The organism is Dactylosporangium sp. NPDC006015, assembly GCF_040614215.1.
GTDB classification, from domain to species: Bacteria; Actinomycetota; Actinomycetes; order Mycobacteriales; family Micromonosporaceae; genus Dactylosporangium; species Dactylosporangium maewongense.
The window spans coordinates 26,750-45,525 of sequence record NZ_JBEXUD010000070.1 but is presented as its reverse complement, the minus strand read 5'-3'; the positions used below and the strand labels follow the sequence as shown (position 1 = coordinate 45,525).

Below are 18,776 nucleotides of genomic sequence, written 5' to 3'. Positions count from 1 at the left end.
GGGGGGCCGCCAACCCCCGACATCCTCCACCTCAAATTCTATTTGTTCCCTTGGGGGGGGGGCCCCCCCCCCCCCCCCCCCACTCCCCAATGGTCAGCTCACACGTGCCGGCCGAACCATTCCAGGATCGCGTCGAAGCGCGCCACCCGGTGCGACGGCCGCCCGGACCGGGACAGCTCGTGCCCCTCCCCCGGGAAGAGCAGCAGCTCCACCGGCGTCCCGCGCCGCTTCAACGCCACGAACAGCCGCTGGGCCTGCTCGACGGGGCACCGCCAGTCGTGCTCCGAGTGGATGATCAGCACCGGGATCTCGATCTTTCCGGCGTACGTGAGCGGGCTCTGCTGCTCGAACGAGCCGCCGTTCGCGCCGTAGAGCGAGTCCGCGAACAGCCAGCCGATGTCGGAGCTGCCCTGGAAGCTGTCGATCGCGTTGACGGCCCGCTCGGAGACCGCGGCCTTGAACCGGTCGCCGTGCCGGCCCGCCAGCCAGGTGGTCATGAACCCGCCGTGCGACCCGCCGAGCACGCCGACCCGGTCGCCGTCGAGGTCGCCGGCCTCCAGCGCCGCGTCCAGCAGGGCGAGCAGGTCCCTGGCCGAGACCTCGCCGACGTTGCCGCGGACGGCCCGGCCGTGCGCCTCGCCGTAGCCGGACGAGCCGCGCGGGTTGCCGTAGACGACCGCGTAGCCCGCGCCTGCGTAGACCTGCGCCTCGTCGAAGAGGCGCCACCCGTACTGCGCGAACGGCCCGCCGTGGATCATCAGCAGCACCGGGTGGGGGCCGTCGCCGGCGGGCCTGACCACCCAGCCGTGGACCGGGTAGCCGTCCGGCGCGGTCGCGGTCAGCTCGACCTGCTCGAGCGCGGTGACGCCGGCGGAGAAGCCGGTGAGCCTGGTGTCGCCGGTGTAGACCTCGCCCCAGTCCGCCGGCCCCGCGATCGTCGTCACCAGCGTGCCGTCCGCGGCCTCGGAGAAGCCGGCCACCTGGCGGGGCCCGTCCACCACGATCTCGGGGGTCCCGCCGTCGTACGGGACGCGCAGCAGCTGCACGGCGCCGCGGTGCTCGTTGGTGAACAGCACGCCGCGTCCGGTGGCGGCGATGTCACCGCCGGGCGCGGCGAGCGTGTAGGCCTCCGCGTCCAGCAGCTGCCGGGCCGTCCCGCCCTCGACGGGCACGGACCACAGCGACTCGTTGCGGATCACCGGGTCGACGCGGCCCTCGCCGGCCAGGTTCGCGGTGAAGACGACCGACCGGCCGTCCGCCGCCCACCGGCACAGCCCGGCGCTGTACGTGGTGTCCGTCAGCACCCGGATCTCGCCGCCGCCGGCGGGCATCACGCACACGTCGGACGCGAAGTCGTCGCCCCTCGTGTCGTGCCGCTCGGACACGAACGCCAGGGTCCGCCCGTCGGGGCTCCAGTCCGGGTCGCCGTGGCCGAGCTCCCCGTCGGTCAGCTGCGTCACGGTGCCGTCGAGGTCGGCCACGTGCAGGTGGGCCGGCCGGTCCAGGAGGAAGCCGAGGCCGTCCACCCGGTAGAAGTAGCGGGTGATCCGCCGGGGTGGCTCGCCGTCGGCGCCGACCGTCTCGCCGTCGTCGGTCTTCCCCGTGCCGTAGCGGCCGTCCTGCGGTACACGGGCGGAGAACGCCAACCGGGCACTGTCCGGTGACCAGGCCGGCGTGCCGGCGCCCAGCGGCAGGTCCGTGAGGCGGCGCGGCTCGCCGCCGGCCAGGGGCATGACGCACAGCTGCGGCGCACTGTCGTGCTCGGCCTTCGGGCCGCCCGCCCGGCTCCCCACCGCCTTCGTCGCCCGCAGGAACGCCAGCCACCGCCCGTCCGGCGAGATCCGCGGCGCGCTGTCGTGCCACCCGTGGGTGAGCTGGGTGGGTTCGGCGCCGCCGTCGGTCCGCACGAGCCAGAGCTGGGAGGTGTACGAGTCGGCGGCGAACTCCAGCCGGGACACCGGCACGACGGCGATCGTGCCGTCCGGGCTGACCGCGGGCGCGCCGGGGAGGCGCATTTGGGACAGATCGATTGGCTTCACGCCCCGCACAGTAGTCTGAGTCACACTTCTTACTCGCCAGTAACCTCCTACCTCTACCCTACGAATCCATGGAGTCCGTGGAGTTTCTTGATCGCGGCGCCGATCGCGTCGCGCTGCACGCGTATCCAGCGGACGACGCCCCCACCCTCGCGGTGCTGTGGCCCGCGATGGGCGTGCCGGCCCGCTACTACCGGCACTTCGCCGCCGCCCTGAACGCCGACGGCGTCGAGGTCGTCGTCGCCGACCTGCGCGGCACCGGCGACAGCACCCCGCGCCCGTCCCGGTCCTCCCGCTACGGCCTCGCCGAGCTCACCACCGACGTCGAGGCCGTCCTGGACGCCCTGAAGCCCCGCCGCGCCGGCCGCCGGACGCTGCTCGTCGGCCACTCCCTCGGCGGCCAGGTCTGCGCCCTGCACCTCGCCGTCCGCCACGCCGCCGGCCTGGACCCCGGCGTCGACGGCCTCGCCCTGCTCGCGGTCGGCCTGCCGTACTGGCGCTGCTACCCGGGCTTCACGGGGCCCGGCACGCTCGCGTTCACGCAGGCGATCGCCGCCGCCTCGACGGTCCTCGGCGTGTGGCCGGGCTGGGGCTTCGGCGGCCGCCAGTCCCGCCCGGTCATCCAGGGCTGGGCGCACACCGCCCGGACCGGCCGCTATCCCGCGCTGGACGGCGTCGACGTCGAGGCGTCATTGGCAGGTGTACGACTTCCGGTCCTGGCCGTCGACATGGAGGCCGACCAGTACACGCCAGCGCCCACCGTCGATCGGCTGACCGCCAAGCTGTCCGCGGCGGCGGTCGTCCGCGAGCACTACTCCGCCGCCGACGCCGGCTCCCCGATCGACCACTTCACCTGGGCCCGCCACGGCGCTCCCCTGGCCGCCCGCGTCGCCGCCTGGGCCACCACCCTGTAACACACCCACCGCCGGCCTCTTACGCGGTGCGGCGTCGGCCAGGTCGCTCACCGCGAAGCGGCGTCGGCCTCTACCGCAGTACGGCCTCGGCCAGGTCGCTCACCGCGGTGCGGCGTCCGTCAGGAGCCTCGCCGCCTGGTCGGTGAGCGGGGCACCGTGGCCGAAGCAGACCGTCGCCGGGCGCAGGGCGGCCTGCCGGCGGAACGACTCGGCGACCCGGCCGGGGTCCGCGTTGAACACGCCCGGGATGACCGCGCCGTCGGGCGTCCTGGCGATCGTGTCGCCGGTGAACAGCACCCCCGGGCCGGGCAGGTGGAACGCGACGCTGCCCGGGGTGTGCCCCGGCACCTCGACGGCCGTGGCCGTCACCCCGCCGCCCAGGTCGACGACGTCGCCGTCGCGCAGTTCCCGGTCCACCCTGGCCGGCGGCGCCGGGGCGTCGGGCAGGGTGGCGTGGACCTGCTCGTACAGGTCACGCTCCCAGCCGTCGAGCACGGGCGGCGGGACCGCGGCCCTGCCCCGGACGGCCTCGGCGTCGCCCGCGTGGGCGTGGACGGTGACGTCGCCCCAGGCGGCGATGTCCGCGGCGGCACCGGTGTGGTCGGGGTGTGCGTGGGTGAGCAGGAGGTTCCGCACGTCGCGCCAGTCGAGTCCGAGGGATTCGACGGCCGCCGCGATCAGGGGCGCCGATCCCGGCAGCCCGGTGTCGACGATGGTCAGCCCCTCTGGGCCACGCCAGAGATACGCGTGCCCGACGGGGAACGCGAACTGATAGAGACGCTCGGGCAGGAGCTCGACCAGGTCCATCCCCGGACCGTAGGCCCGACCGGGTGCCGGGGCCCAGAGCGGTCCGCCCACAGCGGATCCGCTACCGGCGAACCCCCGCGAGGGCTCCCGTTCGCGGTCCTGACATGACGAAACCCCCGGCTCCGCGAGGGAGCCGGGGGTTTCGCACGGGATCGGGGTCAGTGGCCGCTGGTGATTTCCTCGCGGTCACGGTCCTCGGCGACCTGGCGCGGCTTGGGGGCCGGGCCGGCCTTCTCGATCGGGTAGAAGAAGCCCTTCACCGTCGGGGCCAGGGCACCGAGGCGGTTCATCTTCTTCGGCACGACCCAGCCGGCGTAGTCGAGGCCGTGGGCCTCGCCGTGCGCCTCCTCGGCGGGGCCGTGGCCGTTGCCCGAGGGCAGCGGCTGGTGGATCTCGACGAACTTGCCGTCGGGGAGGCGGCGGATGATGCCGGTCTCCACGCCGTGGGCGAGGACCTCGCGGTCGTGCTGCTGCAGGCCGAGAGCCACCCGGTACGCCACGTAGTACGCCAGCGGCGGGAGCACCAGGATGCCGATGCGGCCGGCCCACGTCATCGCGTTGAGGCTGATGTGGAACTTGTCCGCGAGGACGTCGTTGCCGCCGGAGATGAGCAGGACCACGTAGAACGCGATGGCCATGGAGCCCAGGGCGGTCCGCAGCGGGTTGTCGCGCGGGCGCTCCAGGAGGTTGTGGACCCGTTTGTCCTTGCTGAACCTGGCCTCGATGAACGGATAGAAGATCGGCAACATCGTCAGGATGCCGGGTAGCACCACCGTCGGCCAGAAGATCGGCGGGATGGTGTAACCGTCACCGTAGAAGAAGTCGAACCGGATCTCCCAGGCCGGGAAGAGTCGGGTCGAGCCGTCGAGGAACATGACGTACCAGTCGGGCTGGCTCGCCGCCGAGACGACCGCCGCCTTGTACGGGCCGAACAGCCAGATCGGGTTGATCTGGAACAGGCCCGCGAGCGCCGCGATCATGGCGAACACGATCATGAAGAAGCCGCCGGCCTTGGCCGCGAAGCCGGGGAACATGCGCACGCCGACCACGTTGTTGTTGGTGCGGCCGGGGCCGGGCCACTGGGTGTGCTTCTGCTTCACCAGCAGGCCCATGTGCACGCTGATCAGGCCGAGCAGCGCGCCCGGGACCAGCAGCACGTGCACGATGTAGAGGCGGTCGAGGATGACCTCACCCGGGAACTCACCACCGAACAGCGACGTGGTCACCCAGGTGCCGACGATCGGGATGGACAGCATGATCGCGCTGGCGATGCGCAGGCCGGTGCCGGACAGCGCGTCGTCAGGCAGCGAGTAGCCGCCGAAGCCCTCGAGGAAGCCCATCCAGAAGAGCAGGACGCCGACGATCCAGTTGGCCTCGCGGGGCTTGCGGAACGCTCCGGTGAAGAAGACCCGGAACATGTGCACCACGATCGCGGCCATGAACAGCAGCGCGGCCCAGTGGTGCATCTGGCGCATGAAGAGGCCGCCGCGCACGTCGAACGAGATGTGCAGCGCGGTGTTGTACGCCTGCGACATCTCCACGCCCTTCAGGGGCGCGTAGCTGCCGTCATACACGACCTCGCGCAGCGACGGGTCGAAGAACAACGACAGGAAGATGCCGCTGAGCAGCAGGACGATGAACGAGTAGAGCGCGATCTCACCCAGCAGGAAGGACCAGTGGTCGGGGAAGACCTTGTTCATCAACCGCCGCAGCGGGGTGGCCGCCTGGAACCGCTCGTCGAGTGCCTTGGCGGAGTTGGCCGGGAGAGCCCGGACGTCGATCTTACGCCGTTTCATGGCCGCTCCCAGAAGGCCGGTCCGACCGGAATCTTGTAGTCCGAGGTCGCGATGAAGTACCCCTCATCGTCCACCGTAATTGGCAGCTGGGGCAAGGCGCGGCTGGCCGGACCGAAGATGGGCCGCGCGTTGTCCGTGATCTGGAACTGCGACTGGTGGCACGGGCACAGCAGGCGGTTGGTCTGCTGCTCGTACAGGCTGGCGGGGCAGCCGGCGTGGGTGCAGATCTTCGAGTAGGCCACGAAGTTCTGCCACTGGGAGCCCTTGTTGATCTCCTTGACGTTGCCCAGCGTCGCCTCGGCGTCCACCTCACGCAGGTGGATGAGCAGCGTCGGCGAGTCGGCCCACTTGTTGGTGGCGCCGTGCGGGATGCCGGGGAAGACCGTGATCTGGCCGCCGATGCTGACGTCGGCGGGGCGGATCGGGGTGCCGTCCTCGTGGGTGAGGCGCACCGGCTTGCCGTCGTTGTACTTCGGGTCCCAGCCGGTGGTGAAGAAGACGTTGTCGCCGTCCTGCGTCGGCGCCTTGATCAGCGAGCCGACGAGCAGCGCGCCCGCGACCGCGCCGAGCGGGGCGGCACCGGCCAGGAACGCCATGCCGACGAAGCGGCGGCGCTTGAGGCCGAGCTCGTCGCCCATGTTCAGGATCGTCGCCGCGGTCAGGACCTGCTCGGTGCTGTCGGACGGGCCGTCGTGCCGCTCCTGGATCGAGACCTCCTCGGGCAGGAGCTTCTTGCTCCACACGACGATGCCGAGGCCCAGGGTGAGCAGGGCCAGGCCGAGCGTCGCGCCGAGGACCGGCGTGTAGTACGGGTAGAGGTCGCGGTAGGTCGCGTCGCCCTCGCCGTACTTCCACGGCCAGGCGATGTAGGCGACCACGAACGCGGTCGACGCCAGGCCGGTGAGCAGGAACAGGAACGCCAGGACGCGCTCGATGCGGCGCTCCGCGCGGGTGCCCGGGACCGGGAACCGCGGCGCGTAGTGCACGATCTCGACACCGTCGCGGCGGGCGCCCTCCCTGACCAGGTCGAACCTGGTCAGGGACGCGTCACTCGCGTCGAACTCGTCGTCGGACGGGTGGTGGGTGGTCATGACTTCCCTGCAATCCACAGCGTGGCGAACACGAGCGCCGCGATACCGACGAGGAAGATGACGAGGCCCTCGGGCACTGGGCCGTACCGGCCGAGGTTCCAGCCGCCCGGGTCGCTCGCCTGGCTCTTGTTGAGGTTCTGGATGTAGGCGATGATCGCGGCCTTGTCGTCCGGGCTCAGCTGGTTGTTGCCGAACACGGGCATGTTCTGCGGGCCGGTCAGCATCGCCGCGTAGATGTCGCGGTTGGTCGAGTGCTCCAGCGACGGGGCGAACTTGCCGGACGACAGCGCGCCGCCGCCGGTGGAGAACGCGTGGCACGAGGAGCAGTTGACCCGGTACAGCTCGCCGCCGTGGGCGAGGATCTTGTCGTCGCCCCGGGCCTGCTTGATCTGCTCGTCGAGGCTCGCCGCGCTGGGCAGCTGCGGACCGCCGCCGAGCTCCTGGATGTAGGCGCCCAGCTGCGCGGCCTGCTCCTCGTTGAACTGCGGCTGCTTGCGCTCGGCCTGCGCCTCCTGGCGCGCGAGCGGCATGCGGCCGGTGTTGACCTGGAACTCCACCGCGGCGGAGCCGACGCCGATGAGGCTCGGTCCCCGGTCCTCGACGCCCTGGGCGTTGCGGCCGTGGCAGGTGATGCAGCTGACCTCGTAGATCGCCTTGCCCTCGGCCGCCGCGTCGGACAGCTTCACGGTGTCCTCGGCGCGACCGACGCCCGGCGCGTATGACGTGTAGAGGCCGCCGACGATCGTGAGCGCCGCGACCAGGCGCACAGCCGCCGACAACCGCCGGCGCAGCTTGCCTCGCGCCGCGCGCGCGCCACCCGGCACCAGCCGGGCAAGCGGCCGCTTGCTCTGCTCAGAAGTCATGGCCTCACCTTTGTGATCATCACCTAAGTCGTGGAGGAGAAGTGGTGGTCCCGGGAGCGTGACGCGGCCCGGACTCCTACTGCAGGAAGTAGATCATCGCGAACAGTGCGATCCACACCACGTCGACGAAGTGCCAGTAGTACGACACGACGATCGCCGCGGTGGCCTGGGCGGGGGTGAACCGGCCCATGGTGGTGCGGATCAGATAGATGATGAAGGCGATGAGCCCGCCCGTGACGTGCAGGCCGTGGAAGCCGGTCGTCAGGTAGAACATCGAGCCGTAACCGTCGCCGTTGATCTTCACACCCTCGGAGACCAGGGTCACGTACTCGTTGGCCTGGCCGAGCACGAAGATCAGGCCCATCACGAAGGTCAGCGCGAACCACCGGCGCAGGCCGTGCACGTCACCGCGCTCGGCGCGGAACACGCCGATCTGGCAAGTGATGGACGACAGCACCAGGACGGTGGTGAAGGTCAACGCGTACCAGACGTTGAGGACCTCGGTGTGCTCGTGCCACAGCTCAGGAGCCGCCGCACGGATCGAGAAATACATCGCGAACAGCGCCGCGAAGAACATCAACTCGCTGGAGAGCCACACGATCGTCCCGACACTGACCATGTTGGGCCTGGTCAGTGAGTGGATCTGGCTCTTGGCAATCGCTGGGGCCGCAGTCACGCCGTCATTATTGCCCCCCGATCATCAGCGACTTTTCACGGGGTCCACCAGAGAGGGACGATTCGGCCTCCGGCATAGGCTGTGCACGTGTTGCTAGCTGCAGATCCAGGGCCTCCGTCCGTCGCGGGCATCCTCGGCACGGTGCACGTGTCGTGGTTGACGCTGCTGCTGGTCGTCGCCGCCGGGGTGTACCTCGCGGGCGTGCTGAGCCTGCGCCGGCGCGGCGACGCGTGGCCCCTCGCGCGGGTGGTGCTCTTCCTCGGGCCGGGCCTCGGCTCGATCGCGGCGGTCACCATGTCCGGCGTCGAGCGCTACGACACGACCCTGCTCAGCGTCCACATGATCCAGCACATGATGCTGTCGATGATCGCGCCGATCTTCCTCGCCCTCGGCGCGCCCGTCACCCTCGCGCTGCGCACGCTGCCGCCGCGGGGCCGGCGGGTGGTGCTGACCGTGGTGCACTCGCGGGCGGCGCGGATCCTCGCGTTCCCCCTGGTGGCGTTCGGCTTCTTCGTCGTGACGCCGTTCGTGCTGTATTTCACCGGCCTGTACGAACTGACGATGCGCCACGGCTGGGTGCACGAGCTGACCCACGCGCACTTCATCGCCGTGGGCTGCCTGTTCTTCTGGCCGCTGATCGGCCTCGACCCGTTGCCGGGGCGCTGGCCGTACCCGGCGCGGGCGCTGCTGATGTTCCTGTCGACGCCGTTCCACACGGTCCTCGGGCTGACCATCATGCAGAGCAAGGAGCTGCTCGGCGGCGACTGGTACCCGTCGCTGGGCCTGGCCTGGGCCGACCCGGTGCACGACCAGGTCGTCGCCGGCGGGGTCCTGTGGGCGGGCGGGGAGTTCGTCTCCGTGACGATGCTCGCCGTGCTCGTCGTGCAGTGGATGCGCCAGTCGGACCGGGAGGCGAAGCGGATCGACCGGCAACTCGACCGCGAGGAGCGGCAGCGGATCGAGGAGCAGGAGTGGTCCGCCCGCACCGGCATCACCATCACCGATGACGGTACGATCCCCGAGGCACCCGCCACACGAGGAGCAGCGCGCACATGACACAGCACACCGTCCTGCTGTACAGCGACGATCCCGAGGTCCGCGACCGCATGCGGCTCGCCATCGGCAGCCGTCCCGCGGCCGACCTCACGGTGAAGTTCGTCGACGCCTCCACCTACGCGGAGGTCGTCAGGCTCGTCGACGACACCGACGTGGACCTGCTGGTCCTCGACGGCGAGGCGACGCCCGGCGGGGGTCTCGGCATCGCCCGCCAGCTCAAGGACGAGATCACCGACCCGCCGCCGGTCGTCCTGGCGATCGCCCGGGCCGCCGACCGCTGGCTGGCGTCCTACGCGCGGGTCGAGGGCACGATCATGTATCCGCTGGACCCGGTCACCACGGGCAAGACGGTGTCGGACCTCCTGCGCTCGCTCCCCGTCCAGGGCTGAGCATGGGCGAGCGGACCTGGCCCCAGCTGCTCAACGCCCTGCTCCGGGGCGAGGACCTGTCCAACGACGACACCGGCTGGGCCATGGGCGAGATCATGGCCGGATCGGCCACGCCCAGCCAGATCGCCGCGTTCGTCGTCGCGCTGCGCGCCAAGGGTGAGACGATCACCGAGGTGGCCGGCGTCGCCGAGACGATGCTGTCCATCGCGCCGAAGGTCCCGCTCACCGACGCCCAGCGCGACGCCGCCGTCGACATCGTCGGCACCGGCGGCGACCGCGCCAACACCGTCAACATCTCCACGATGGCCGCGATCGTCACCGCCGCCGCCGGCGTGCCGGTCGTGAAGCACGGCAACCGCGCCGCCTCCTCCTCCACCGGCGCCGCGGACCTCCTCGAGGCGCTCGGGGTCACCATCGACCTCGGCCCCGACGAGGTGGCCCGCTGCGTGCAGGAGGTCGGGATCGGCTTCTGCTTCGCGGCCCGCTTCCACCCCGGCATGCGCCACGCCTCGGCCACCCGCCGCGAGATGGGCGTGCCGACGGTCTTCAACTTCCTCGGCCCGCTCACCAACCCGGCGCAGCCGACCGCGGCGACCGTCGGGTGCTTCGACACGCGCATGGCGTCGGTGATGGCGTCGGTGCTGGCGAAGCGCAACTTCTCCGTGCTGCTCGTCCGCGGCGAGGACGGCCTGGACGAGTTCACCACCGGCGCGCCCACCCGCGTGTGGGCGGTCAGCGGCGGCTCGGTCACCGAGACGGTCCTCGACGCGGCCGACCTGGGCCTGCCCCGCTCCGCCCCGGGTGACCTGCGCGGCGGCGACCCGGCCCACAACGTCGCGGTGGCGCACCGCATGTTCGCCGGCGAGACCGGCCCGGTCCGCGACGCGGTCCTGGTCAACGCGGCCGCCGCCATCGCCGCCCGCGACGGCCTCTCCCCCACGGGCCTGCCCGACCAGCTCCGCGCCGGCATCGCCCGCGCCGCGGCCGCCGTCGACTCGGGCGCCGCGACCGCGCTCGTCACCCGCTGGGCCGCCTTCAAGCCGTAACGCCCGCTCTTTGACCCCACCTTTGATCGAATGACGGATCCGGTCGTGATGACGGCCGGATCCGCTACTCGATCAACGCGGGCGGCCCGGGGGCCGGTGATGTTTTCATCGGTTATGTCGTGGCGCTTCGCGCCCGACATAACCGAAATTTCGGATATGTTCGCGGAGCGGACATATCCGGGGTAAAGGCAGGCGGCGACCGCGTGACCCGGAAGCGGTGCGGGGCGTTGACGAAACGTGGCCAACACTCCCAACTCGCAGAAAAAGGCGCTGGTGTCGGCGGTCCTTGCCGGGGCGTTGACGCTCGGGTTCGCCGGCATGATGGCGAAGTCGTGCGGCGCACCGGTGCAGGAGCAGGCGGAGGCCGCCAACCCCGCCCTCGAGCTGGTCGACAGTCTCGCGTCCAGGCTGGTGCTCGGGCTGCAGACGGACGCGACGATCCAGTACCAGACCGCCGCCGGGGCCGGCGTCGTCGTCTCCCAGTCGATGCCGCGACGGGCCTACCGGGGGTTCGGCGTCACGTACATCGCGACGCCCGACGGCACGTACCTGTGCCGGAACGTGACCCCCTCGCCGTCCCCGAAGGCCAAGAAGAGCCCTCAGCCGGTCCCTCAATGCGACGAAGGCCCCGGGGCGGACACGATGTCCCCCTCCCAGGCCAGGGACATCAGCGACGCGTTCGGGGGCGAGTTCATGGCCCCTGAGGCGGCGATGGGCAGGCTCGCCACGATCGCCCGGGGTGAGGAGGTGCGGACGGGCACCTCCAAGCGCGGCGACGCCCAGTGCGTGTCGGTGACGGCGCGCGGCATCCGCACCGAGACGGCGTGCGTCAACCCGGCCGGATTGCTGGCGTACTTCGAGGGCACCACGGACGCCGGGAAGTACACGCAGCTCACCCTGCAGTACACGACCCCCAGCGTCAGCGACGAGGCGTTCCTGCCGCCGACCGCGAAGCCGGCCGTGAAGGCGACGGCCTCGGCCAGGCCCGCCGCGAAGGCGATCCCCAGCCCCACCCGGGCCCCGAAGCCGAGCGCTACCGAAAAGTGATGTGACACGCCGCGGGCCGTCCCGGGCGGGGGCGGCCGGCGGTGGCAGCGTGACCCGCATGGAGCTGCACTGCGACACCTGCGCCCGGCAGCGGATCTTCGAACAGCCGGCGTGCCCCGACCACCCGCGGGCGACCTGCCCCGACCGGGCCTGCACGGCCTGCGGCGCCGCGATCGTGGTGGCGCCGGTCATCCTGCTGATGGACCGCCGCTCGCGGGTGATCCTCCGGCAGCGACGGAAAGCGGCCTGAACGACCGTTCAGCTCTCCGTGGATACCGTTCGGCGCAAGTTCCCCGCCGGTACACATCGAGGCCTGACAATCTGTTCATGAATCTCCGGCGCGCCGCCGGCCTCGCGCTCGCTTGCGCGGTGGCCGGCATCGTCACCACCGCATCCCCCGCCGCCGCGGCCGGCATCGACGAGAAGCTGGCCGTCATGTCGTCGTGGTCGCAGCCGACCGCCGCGAGCTACAACTCCTGGAACACCGCCCGCCAGCACCAGTCCGACTGGGCCGCCTACGCCTTCGACTGGTCCACCGACTACTGCTCCAGCAGCCCCGACCAGCCGCTCGGCTTCGACTTCCGGCTGTCGTGCCAGCGGCACGACTTCGGCTACCGCAACTACAAGGCGGTCGGGCAGTTCCCGGCCAACAAGTCCCGCATCGACGACGCGTTCTACCGCGACCTGAAGGCCAAGTGCGCCACGTACAACGCGTTCGTCCGGCCGGCCTGCACCAGCCTCGCGTGGACGTACTACCAGGCCGTTTCCGCGTTCGGGAACCTCGTCGTCAGCAACGGCGACCTGCAGCGCGCCGCGGACCTCAAGGAGCGCGGCGAGCTCGCCGCCGCCAGGTCCAGGGCATGAAGAAGGGGGCCTGCCAGGGGCCCCCTTCTCTCAACGAACCTCAGTGCCTCAGTGCTCGGCGCCGCGCCGGCTGCCGGTGTAGTACTCGAACATCAGCCCGCAGGTGGCGACGATGACCGAGATCAGGCCGACCGCGACGAGCCACCACTGGTCGAACGCCAGGCCGATGCTGGCGGTCGCCGCGGAGAGCGCGATGCCGACGGGCCAGTAGCTGCCCGGGCTGAAGAAGCCCAGGTCGCCGGCGCCCTCGTGGATCTCCGCCTCGGGCCGGTCCTCGGGACGCGGCTCGATGCGGCGCGAGATCAGCCACAGCGCGCTGCCGATCATCGTGAGCAGCAGCCCCGACAGGACCAGCGCGACCACGCCGATCCACTCGACGCCGCGGTGTCCGGTCTGCTCGTGCGGGGCCACGTCGGTCCACCAGCCGTAGAGCGCGGCCATCGCGAACACGAACAACGCGAGCACGAAGAACAAGCGTCCTTCTGACTTCATCGCCGCGCGCCCTTTCTCAGCTCGAGGACCGCTTGGTGCGGTCGGTGTCGAACGGCTGCGTCTTCGTCGCGTAGCCCTGGTTCGGGAAGCCCAGCTGCGCCAGGGCCTCCGGGGTGCTCTTACCGGTGGTCCGCAGGGCCAGGTACTGGCCGTACTGCTCGGCCGACACGACCCGCAGCTCGAAGTTCATCATCGAGTGATACGTGCCGCACAGCTCCGCGCACCGGCCGACGTAGGCGCCGGCGGCGTTGTCCTTCAGCTTGATCTCGAACCTGTTCTCCACGCCCGGGATGACGTCCCGCTTGAACAGGATGTCCGGCACCCAGAACGAGTGGATGACGTCGCGCGAGGTCTCCTTGAACTGCACCGACTTGCCCGCCGGCAGCACCAGCACCGGGATGTAGTCGTCGGCGCCGACCGTCGTGATCGGCTTGCCGTCCGGGCCCTTGGTGTCGCTGTACACGAACTGCCAGTTCCACTTCGAGGCGATGACCTCGATGTTGACGTCCGGGTTCTTCGACAGCCGGTCGACGTCGGTCTGGATGACCGCGGTGTAGAAGAACAACACGGCGATGACCACGAACGGCGCGACCGTGTACAGGATCTCGAACGGCATGTTGTACCGCGTCTGGGGCGGCAGCTCGTCGCCGCGCTTGCGGTACCGCACGACGCACCAGAAGATCAGGCCCCACACGAAGACACCGACCACGAGCGCGGCGACCACGGACCCGATCCACAGGTCGTACATGCGATCGCCCTGCTGGGTGATGCCCTTCGGCCAACCGAACCCGGCGAACGCGTCGTCGACGGAGCACCCGGCGAGCAGGGTCGTCACCGCGACGGCCGAGACGGCGAGCCCGACGGCGCGCGCGGGGCTCAAACCCTTTGAGACCACCTGCTCCTGCCTCCTTAGCAGCGCCGCGCGGCCCGTCTCCGGATGCGTCACGCGGCAAGCCTCACCAACGCTGGCGAGCGTACTCGACCATGAGTGGTCCGCCCGGCTTGGGGTGGCAGTGTCCGGCTCGCGATAGCGTTGCCCAGGTGGGTGTCTACTTCGACGCGGCCACCGCGATGCCGCCGCATCCCGTTGCGCGGCAAGCATTTCTGGCCGCACTGGACGACAGCTGGGCCGACCCCGGCAAGCTCTACACGCCTGCCCGGCGGGCCCGCCGGCTGCTGGACGCGGCCCGGGCGACCGTCGCGGACGTCCTCGGCGTCCGCCCCGACGAGCTGCACTTCACCGCCGGCGGCACCGACGCGGTCCGGCGCGCCGTCAGCGGCGTCAGGAAGGCCCGCGACCTGCGCCGCGTCGTGCACAGCGCCGTCGAGCACTCCGCGGTCATCAAGGCCGCGGGCGCCGACGCCACCGCGGTGCCGGTGTCGCTGACCGGCCGGGTCGACCTCGACGCCCTCCAGAAGGCACTGGATTCGCCGGAAGTGGCCCTGGCCGCCGTCCAGAGCGCGAATCATGAGGTGGGGACGCTGCAACCGGTCGAGGCGGCCGCCTCGCTGTGCGCCGCGGCCGGCGTGCCGCTGCTGGTCGACGCCGCCCAGTCGATCGGTCACGCGCCGCTGCCCACGGGCTGGTCGCTGCTGGCCGGCAGCGCCCGCAAGTGGGGCGGGCCGGCCGGGGTGGGCGTCCTCGCCGTGCGCAAGGGCACCCGCTGGGAGCAGCCGTGGGAGCCGCCCGCGGACGTGCCGGCGGTGGTCGCCGCCGCCGCGTCGTTACGGGCCGTGCACGCCGAGGCGGCGGCCGAGGCCGTCCGGCTGAGCGCCCTCGTCGACGAGATCCGCACCACGGTCGCCGCCACCGTCCCCGACGTGGAGATCGTCGGCGACCCCGTCGAGCGGCTGCCGCACATCGTGACCTTCTCCTGCCTGTACGTCGACGGCGAGGTCCTCCTGCACGCCCTGGACCGGGCCGGGTTCGCGGTGTCGTCGGGCTCCGCCTGCACCGCCGACACCCTCCAGCCGTCGCACGTCCTGGCCGCCATGGGCGTCCTCACCCACGGCAACGTCCGCGTCTCGCTCCACAGCGGAGTCACCGCCGACGACGTCCGCCGCTTCCTGGCAGTGCTTCCGGGCCTGGTCGCCGACGTGCGGGCCGAGGTGGGCATGTGAGCGTGCCGCTGGTGGTCGAGGCCCTCGGCAAGCGCTGCCCGCTGCCGGTCATCATGCTGGCGAAACTCGCCGCGACGCAGCCTCCGGGCACGCGCATCGAGGTCCTCGCCGACGACCCGGCGGCCGCGGTCGACATCCCCGCGTGGTGCCGCCTGCGCGGCCACACCTTCATCTCCACCGACGACACCCGCCACACCGTCGAGCTCCGCTGACCTGACCACGCTCCCGACGGCCGGTATGCTACGGACAGTAGCGACGCCGAACATCAACTTGGATGCCTGGGGTACGGTCGAGGAACAGCGGAGGCCCGTCACCGGGTCATCCGAATCGGGTCCGCCGCGCTCGGGCGGGACGCGATCGGTTTCTACTGCGTTGGACGAACGGGTTACCGAGTTGGACGAAGGGTTACCGCGCTGGGCGTAGGTCGACCGCGCTGAGCGCCTGCGCCGGGCGGCTGGGCGACCACGCTGGGCGGACTGCGTCGAGCGACCGCGTTAGGCGACTGCGTCGGGCGGTCGGGCGGCTGGGTTGGCCCACTGTGCTGGACGGCTGCGTCGGGCAGCTGCGTCGGGTGACCGCGCTGGGCGGCTGCGTCGGGCGTAGGCGCGATCGGGTGTCTCGATCGGGTTACTGCGCCGGGCGGAGGCGCTTGATCAGCAGATACGCCTCACAGCCCAGGCAGAGGCCGAACGCGGAGTTCAGGAAGGCCGCCACCAGCGCGAACGACGCGCCGACGACGCCGAGCACGGTGACGCCCGACAGGTAGCCGGCGACGGTGACCACGGTGAAGAGCAGACCGACCGCCTGGGCGAAGCGCACCGGGGCACCGTCCTCCCGTTCGACGGGCGGCGCGAGGCGCGGGGCGATCAGGTAGCGGTAGAGCAGCCCGTACGGCGTGAGGCGGGGGTCGTACGCGCCGACGGCGAAGATCACCGCCTGGGCGAGGGCGAGCCAGCCGCTGCCGGTGAGCAGGACGATCACGAAGACAACCGTGGTGAGGGCGGCGGAGAAGCGCGGGCCGCGCGGGTCGAGGGTCATGTGGCCAGAACCTCCGTGAAGGTGGCGCGCAGGACGGCGCGGGCGGGCCGGCCGACGCCGATGGCGCGATGGGCGATGACGCGGCGGGAAATCGCGCCGTGGGCGATGACGCGGCGGGAAATTGCGCTGCGGCAGAGGGCGCTGCGCGGGCCGCGGGAGGCACCCGATGGAGGCCATACGGCCAGGACCTCGGTGACGGCGGCGCGTGGGGAAGCCCAGCTGGCGGCGGCGTGGCGGGCGGTGGCGCCGCAGAGGTCGGGGGGCATGCGGCCACGATCTCCGTGGGTGGCGCGCAGGACGGCGCGGTCGGGGACGCGGGCGCCGGCAGTGTGGCGAGCGATGACACCGTGCGGTCTGCGAGAGTCCCGCGTCGGGGGCCATACGGCCAGGAGCTCCGAATCGAAAGCGCGCCGGGAAGCCCAGTCGGCGACCGCGCGGCCGGCGACCACGCCGTTCGGGTCGGGGGCCATACGGCCATGATCCCCGTGGGTGGCGCGCAGGGCGGCGGTGCCAGGCGGGGCGGAGGTCATGCGGCCAGGACCTCCGTGACGGTGGCGTGGAGGGTGGCGCGGTCGGGGACGCCGACGGTGCGGCGGGCGATGGTGCCGCGCGTGTCCACGACGAGCAGTGTCGGCAGGCGCCAGATGCCCAGCTCGCGGACGGCGTCGAGGTGTTCCTCGGCGTCCAGTTCGACGTGGCGGACGCCGGAGACGGTGGTGGCGAGGTCGGTGCAGACGGCGCGGACCTGGCGGCAGGGGGCGCACGTCGCGGAGGAGAACTGCAGCAGGGTGACCGTGTCGCGGGCCGGGGAGAGCAGGCCCGCGGGCAGGTCGCCCCCGGCCGCGCGGAGGCGGCCGTAGCGGGCCCGGTAGACGAGGCCCGCCACGGTCGCGAGGGCGAGCAGCGCCACGACCACGATCATCACAGCGGCAACTGTACGCCCGTACCTACTACACCGATAGGGATGGTTCAGAGCCCGGAAGGCAGCGTCAGGCGGGGAGGTAGGCGCGGATCTCGTCCGCGGCGGCGTCGCCGTACGACTCGGCGATGCGCTTGGTGAACTCGGCGGGCAGGATCTCGTACTCCTGCGGGCCGACGGTCTCGAGGACCAGGGCGGCGACCATCGAGCCGACCTGCGCGGCGCGCTCCAGGCCCAGACCCCACGACAGGGCGGAGAAGAAGCCGGCCCGGAAGCCGTCGCCGACGCCGGTCGGGTCGTTGGCGACGACACCCTTGGCGACCGGCACGTGGATCTCGGCGGGCAGGCCGCGGCCGCGGATGAGGGCGCCGTCCTTGCCGAGGGTGGTGATGAGGACGCCGACCTTGTCCAGCAGCGACTCGGTCGTGAGCCCGGTCTTCGACTCGAGGAGCTCCTTCTCGTAGTCGTTGGTCAGCAGGTACGCGGCGCCGTCGATCAGCTTGCGGATCTCGTCGGCGGACATGCGGGCGAGCTGCTGCGAGCAGTCGGCGGCGAAGGGCACGCCGAGCGTGCGGGCCTCCTCCGTGTGCCGGACCATCGCGACCGGGTCGTTGGCGCTGATGAGGACGAGGTCGATGCCGCCGACCCGGTCGTTGACCGGGGACAGCTCGATGTTGCGGGCCTCGGACATGGCGCCGGCGTAGAACGAGGCGATCTGGCACATGTCGTCGTCGGTGGTGCAGACGAACCGGGCGGTGTGCGCGATCTCGCTCACGTAGACGGAGTCGCAGTCGACGCCGTGGCGGGTGAGCCAGCTGCGGTAGTCGCCGAAGTCGGCGCCGACGGCACCGACGAGGATCGGCTCGAGGCCGAGCAGGGCCATGCCGTACGCGATGTTGGGCGCGATGCCGCCACGGCGGACGGTCAGGTCGTCGACGAGGAACGACAGCGAGACCTTGTGCAGCTGGTCGGGCAGGAGCTGCTCGGCGAAGCGGCCCGGGAAGTGCATCAGGTGGTCGGTCGCGATCGAGCCGGTGACGACGATCTTCATGGAAACCTCGGTCTCAAGACGGCAGGGCCTGAACAGACTACTGTCCCGGTCCAGCCAGCGCGGACACCCCACAGAAAGCTCAGGAAGAGCACCAAAAGGGCCGCCCTGCAGGAGCCGCCAGCTGGTCGACACCGTCGGCCGGATGGCCCGCGAAGGCTGAGCAGGAAGCGAGCAGAAAAGGCACCAAAGGCCGCCCTCCAGGGGTCGGAGAGCGGCCTTGGGATGAGCCGGGAACTAGTGGAAGGAGTCGCCGCAGGCGCAGGAGCCCTGGGCGTTGGGGTTGTCGATGGTGAAGCCCTGCGCGTCGATCCGGTCGGCGAAGTCGATCGTCGCGCCGGTGAGGTAGGGCACACTCATGCGGTCGACGACGACCTCGAAGCCGTCGTAGGTGCTGACCTTGTCCCCGTCGAGCGAACGCTCGTCGAAGAACAGCTGGTAGCGCAGGCCGGAGCAGCCGCCGGGCTGGACGGCGACGCGGAGCCGCAGGTCGTCCCGCCCTTCCTGCTCCAGCAGGCCCTTCACCTTGACAGCGGCATCCGCGGTAAGGCCGATGCCGGCCGGGTTGTCCGT

Annotated in this window: 22 protein-coding genes; 9 read left to right on the top strand and 13 right to left on the bottom strand. The window is 71.3% G+C overall.

The genetic code is table 11. The annotated features are described in order from the left end of the window. Positions 1 to 98: 98 nt before the first annotated feature. Positions 99 to 2,039 (bottom strand): S9 family peptidase, encoded by a 1,941-nt coding sequence (locus tag ABZ321_RS54620; RefSeq protein WP_354904388.1) that lies wholly within the window; start codon positions 2,037 to 2,039, stop codon positions 99 to 101. A 68-nt stretch (positions 2,040 to 2,107) separates the two neighbouring features. Here ABZ321_RS54620 and ABZ321_RS54615 point away from each other — a divergent pair, with 68 nt between their 5' ends. After that, positions 2,108 to 2,950, top strand: coding sequence for an alpha/beta fold hydrolase (locus ABZ321_RS54615; protein ID WP_344506265.1), 843 nt, complete (start codon positions 2,108 to 2,110; stop codon positions 2,948 to 2,950). Between the two features lie 99 nt (positions 2,951 to 3,049). Here ABZ321_RS54615 and ABZ321_RS54610 read toward each other — a convergent pair whose 3' ends face one another. The 5 genes from ABZ321_RS54610 to ABZ321_RS54590 form a co-directional block, all read right to left on the bottom strand. After that, on the bottom strand, positions 3,050 to 3,757 hold the full coding sequence (locus ABZ321_RS54610; protein WP_354904386.1) for an MBL fold metallo-hydrolase: 708 nt from the start codon (positions 3,755 to 3,757) through the stop codon (positions 3,050 to 3,052). Between the two features lie 158 nt (positions 3,758 to 3,915). Next, positions 3,916 to 5,553, bottom strand: a complete 1,638-nt coding sequence (locus ABZ321_RS54605; RefSeq protein WP_344506263.1) for a ubiquinol-cytochrome c reductase cytochrome b subunit — start codon at positions 5,551 to 5,553, stop codon at positions 3,916 to 3,918. Then, positions 5,550 to 6,644 carry a ubiquinol-cytochrome c reductase iron-sulfur subunit gene (locus tag ABZ321_RS54600; RefSeq protein WP_344506262.1) on the bottom strand — a complete coding sequence of 365 codons (1,095 nt, stop codon included), beginning with the start codon at positions 6,642 to 6,644 and terminating at the stop codon, positions 5,550 to 5,552. Before ABZ321_RS54600 ends, ABZ321_RS54605 begins: the two co-directional genes overlap by 4 nt. Next, a complete protein-coding gene (locus ABZ321_RS54595) occupies positions 6,641 to 7,507 on the bottom strand; it encodes a cytochrome c (RefSeq protein ID WP_344506261.1) in 867 nt (288 codons plus the stop codon). The genes ABZ321_RS54600 and ABZ321_RS54595 overlap by 4 nt, the downstream gene beginning before the upstream one ends. Positions 7,508 to 7,583: 76 nt before the next feature. Continuing rightward, positions 7,584 to 8,183, bottom strand: a complete 600-nt coding sequence (locus ABZ321_RS54590) for a heme-copper oxidase subunit III (RefSeq protein WP_344506260.1) — start codon at positions 8,181 to 8,183, stop codon at positions 7,584 to 7,586. A gap of 87 nt (positions 8,184 to 8,270) precedes the next feature. On the opposite strand from ABZ321_RS54590, the gene ABZ321_RS54585 reads away from it, so the two are divergent. The 6 genes from ABZ321_RS54585 to ABZ321_RS54560 all read left to right on the top strand — a co-directional run bounded on the left by ABZ321_RS54585 (position 8,271) and on the right by ABZ321_RS54560 (position 12,585). Further along, positions 8,271 to 9,239, top strand: coding sequence for a cytochrome c oxidase assembly protein (locus ABZ321_RS54585; RefSeq protein ID WP_354904377.1), 969 nt, complete (start codon positions 8,271 to 8,273; stop codon positions 9,237 to 9,239). Continuing rightward, positions 9,236 to 9,628 carry a hypothetical protein gene (locus ABZ321_RS54580; protein ID WP_344506258.1) on the top strand — a complete coding sequence of 131 codons (393 nt, stop codon included), beginning with the start codon at positions 9,236 to 9,238 and terminating at the stop codon, positions 9,626 to 9,628. Before ABZ321_RS54585 ends, ABZ321_RS54580 begins: the two co-directional genes overlap by 4 nt. Positions 9,629 to 9,630: 2 nt before the next feature. After that, positions 9,631 to 10,674 (top strand): anthranilate phosphoribosyltransferase, encoded by a 1,044-nt coding sequence (gene trpD / locus ABZ321_RS54575; RefSeq protein WP_344506257.1) that lies wholly within the window; start codon positions 9,631 to 9,633, stop codon positions 10,672 to 10,674. Between the two features lie 237 nt (positions 10,675 to 10,911). Further along, a complete protein-coding gene (locus tag ABZ321_RS54570) occupies positions 10,912 to 11,721 on the top strand; it encodes a hypothetical protein (protein ID WP_354904374.1) in 810 nt (269 codons plus the stop codon). Between the two features lie 49 nt (positions 11,722 to 11,770). Next, on the top strand, positions 11,771 to 11,971 hold the full coding sequence (locus ABZ321_RS54565) for a hypothetical protein (protein ID WP_344506255.1): 201 nt from the start codon (positions 11,771 to 11,773) through the stop codon (positions 11,969 to 11,971). Between the two features lie 77 nt (positions 11,972 to 12,048). Continuing rightward, positions 12,049 to 12,585 (top strand): phospholipase, encoded by a 537-nt coding sequence (locus ABZ321_RS54560; protein WP_354904370.1) that lies wholly within the window; start codon positions 12,049 to 12,051, stop codon positions 12,583 to 12,585. A 48-nt stretch (positions 12,586 to 12,633) separates the two neighbouring features. On the opposite strand, the gene ABZ321_RS54555 is transcribed toward ABZ321_RS54560, so the two are convergent. Beyond that, a complete protein-coding gene (locus ABZ321_RS54555; protein ID WP_344506253.1) occupies positions 12,634 to 13,077 on the bottom strand; it encodes a cytochrome c oxidase subunit 4 in 444 nt (147 codons plus the stop codon). A gap of 16 nt (positions 13,078 to 13,093) precedes the next feature. Beyond that, positions 13,094 to 13,912, bottom strand: a complete 819-nt coding sequence (coxB, locus tag ABZ321_RS54550; protein ID WP_354904393.1) for a cytochrome c oxidase subunit II — start codon at positions 13,910 to 13,912, stop codon at positions 13,094 to 13,096. 149 nt (positions 13,913 to 14,061) lie between these two features. Here coxB and ABZ321_RS54545 point away from each other — a divergent pair, with 149 nt between their 5' ends. Both ABZ321_RS54545 and ABZ321_RS54540 read left to right on the top strand, forming a co-directional pair. After that, entirely contained in the window at positions 14,062 to 15,198 is a 1,137-nt protein-coding gene (locus tag ABZ321_RS54545; RefSeq protein WP_344506252.1) for an aminotransferase class V-fold PLP-dependent enzyme, read from the top strand. Beyond that, positions 15,195 to 15,410 carry a sulfurtransferase TusA family protein gene (locus ABZ321_RS54540; protein WP_354904366.1) on the top strand — a complete coding sequence of 72 codons (216 nt, stop codon included), beginning with the start codon at positions 15,195 to 15,197 and terminating at the stop codon, positions 15,408 to 15,410. Before ABZ321_RS54545 ends, ABZ321_RS54540 begins: the two co-directional genes overlap by 4 nt. Positions 15,411 to 15,825: 415 nt before the next feature. Here the strand turns inward: ABZ321_RS54540 and ABZ321_RS54535 are convergent, their stop codons facing one another. From ABZ321_RS54535 to ABZ321_RS54515, 5 genes are all read right to left on the bottom strand, one after another. Further along, positions 15,826 to 16,236, bottom strand: coding sequence for a DUF4395 domain-containing protein (locus ABZ321_RS54535; protein WP_354904363.1), 411 nt, complete (start codon positions 16,234 to 16,236; stop codon positions 15,826 to 15,828). Next, positions 16,233 to 16,502, bottom strand: a complete 270-nt coding sequence (locus tag ABZ321_RS54530; RefSeq protein WP_354904360.1) for a hypothetical protein — start codon at positions 16,500 to 16,502, stop codon at positions 16,233 to 16,235. Before ABZ321_RS54530 ends, ABZ321_RS54535 begins: the two co-directional genes overlap by 4 nt. Before the next feature lie 260 nt (positions 16,503 to 16,762). Then, positions 16,763 to 17,158 carry a thioredoxin family protein gene (locus ABZ321_RS54525; RefSeq protein ID WP_354904391.1) on the bottom strand — a complete coding sequence of 132 codons (396 nt, stop codon included), beginning with the start codon at positions 17,156 to 17,158 and terminating at the stop codon, positions 16,763 to 16,765. 67 nt (positions 17,159 to 17,225) lie between these two features. Then, on the bottom strand, positions 17,226 to 18,206 hold the full coding sequence (locus tag ABZ321_RS54520) for a carbohydrate kinase family protein (RefSeq protein WP_354904357.1): 981 nt from the start codon (positions 18,204 to 18,206) through the stop codon (positions 17,226 to 17,228). A 234-nt stretch (positions 18,207 to 18,440) separates the two neighbouring features. Beyond that, positions 18,441 to 18,758 (bottom strand): iron-sulfur cluster assembly accessory protein, encoded by a 318-nt coding sequence (locus tag ABZ321_RS54515; RefSeq protein ID WP_239136685.1) that lies wholly within the window; start codon positions 18,756 to 18,758, stop codon positions 18,441 to 18,443. Positions 18,759 to 18,776 lie beyond the last annotated feature (18 nt).

Coding starts and splice junctions, on each gene's coding strand:
- ABZ321_RS54615 (WP_344506265.1), top strand. CDS start 2,108: ATGGAGTCCGTGGAGTTTCTTGATCGCGGCGCCGATCGCGTCGCGCTG.
- ABZ321_RS54610 (WP_354904386.1), bottom strand. CDS start 3,757: ATGGACCTGGTCGAGCTCCTGCCCGAGCGTCTCTATCAGTTCGCGTTC.
- ABZ321_RS54605 (WP_344506263.1), bottom strand. CDS start 5,553: ATGAAACGGCGTAAGATCGACGTCCGGGCTCTCCCGGCCAACTCCGCC.
- ABZ321_RS54600 (WP_344506262.1), bottom strand. CDS start 6,644: ATGACCACCCACCACCCGTCCGACGACGAGTTCGACGCGAGTGACGCG.
- ABZ321_RS54595 (WP_344506261.1), bottom strand. CDS start 7,507: ATGACTTCTGAGCAGAGCAAGCGGCCGCTTGCCCGGCTGGTGCCGGGT.
- ABZ321_RS54580 (WP_344506258.1), top strand. CDS start 9,236: ATGACACAGCACACCGTCCTGCTGTACAGCGACGATCCCGAGGTCCGC.
- trpD (WP_344506257.1), top strand. CDS start 9,631: ATGGGCGAGCGGACCTGGCCCCAGCTGCTCAACGCCCTGCTCCGGGGC.
- ABZ321_RS54560 (WP_354904370.1), top strand. CDS start 12,049: ATGAATCTCCGGCGCGCCGCCGGCCTCGCGCTCGCTTGCGCGGTGGCC.
- ABZ321_RS54555 (WP_344506253.1), bottom strand. CDS start 13,077: ATGAAGTCAGAAGGACGCTTGTTCTTCGTGCTCGCGTTGTTCGTGTTC.
- ABZ321_RS54545 (WP_344506252.1), top strand. CDS start 14,062: ATGAGTGGTCCGCCCGGCTTGGGGTGGCAGTGTCCGGCTCGCGATAGC.
- ABZ321_RS54535 (WP_354904363.1), bottom strand. CDS start 16,236: ATGACCCTCGACCCGCGCGGCCCGCGCTTCTCCGCCGCCCTCACCACG.
- ABZ321_RS54530 (WP_354904360.1), bottom strand. CDS start 16,502: ATGCCCCCCGACCTCTGCGGCGCCACCGCCCGCCACGCCGCCGCCAGC.
- ABZ321_RS54525 (WP_354904391.1), bottom strand. CDS start 17,158: ATGATCGTGGTCGTGGCGCTGCTCGCCCTCGCGACCGTGGCGGGCCTC.
- ABZ321_RS54520 (WP_354904357.1), bottom strand. CDS start 18,206: ATGAAGATCGTCGTCACCGGCTCGATCGCGACCGACCACCTGATGCAC.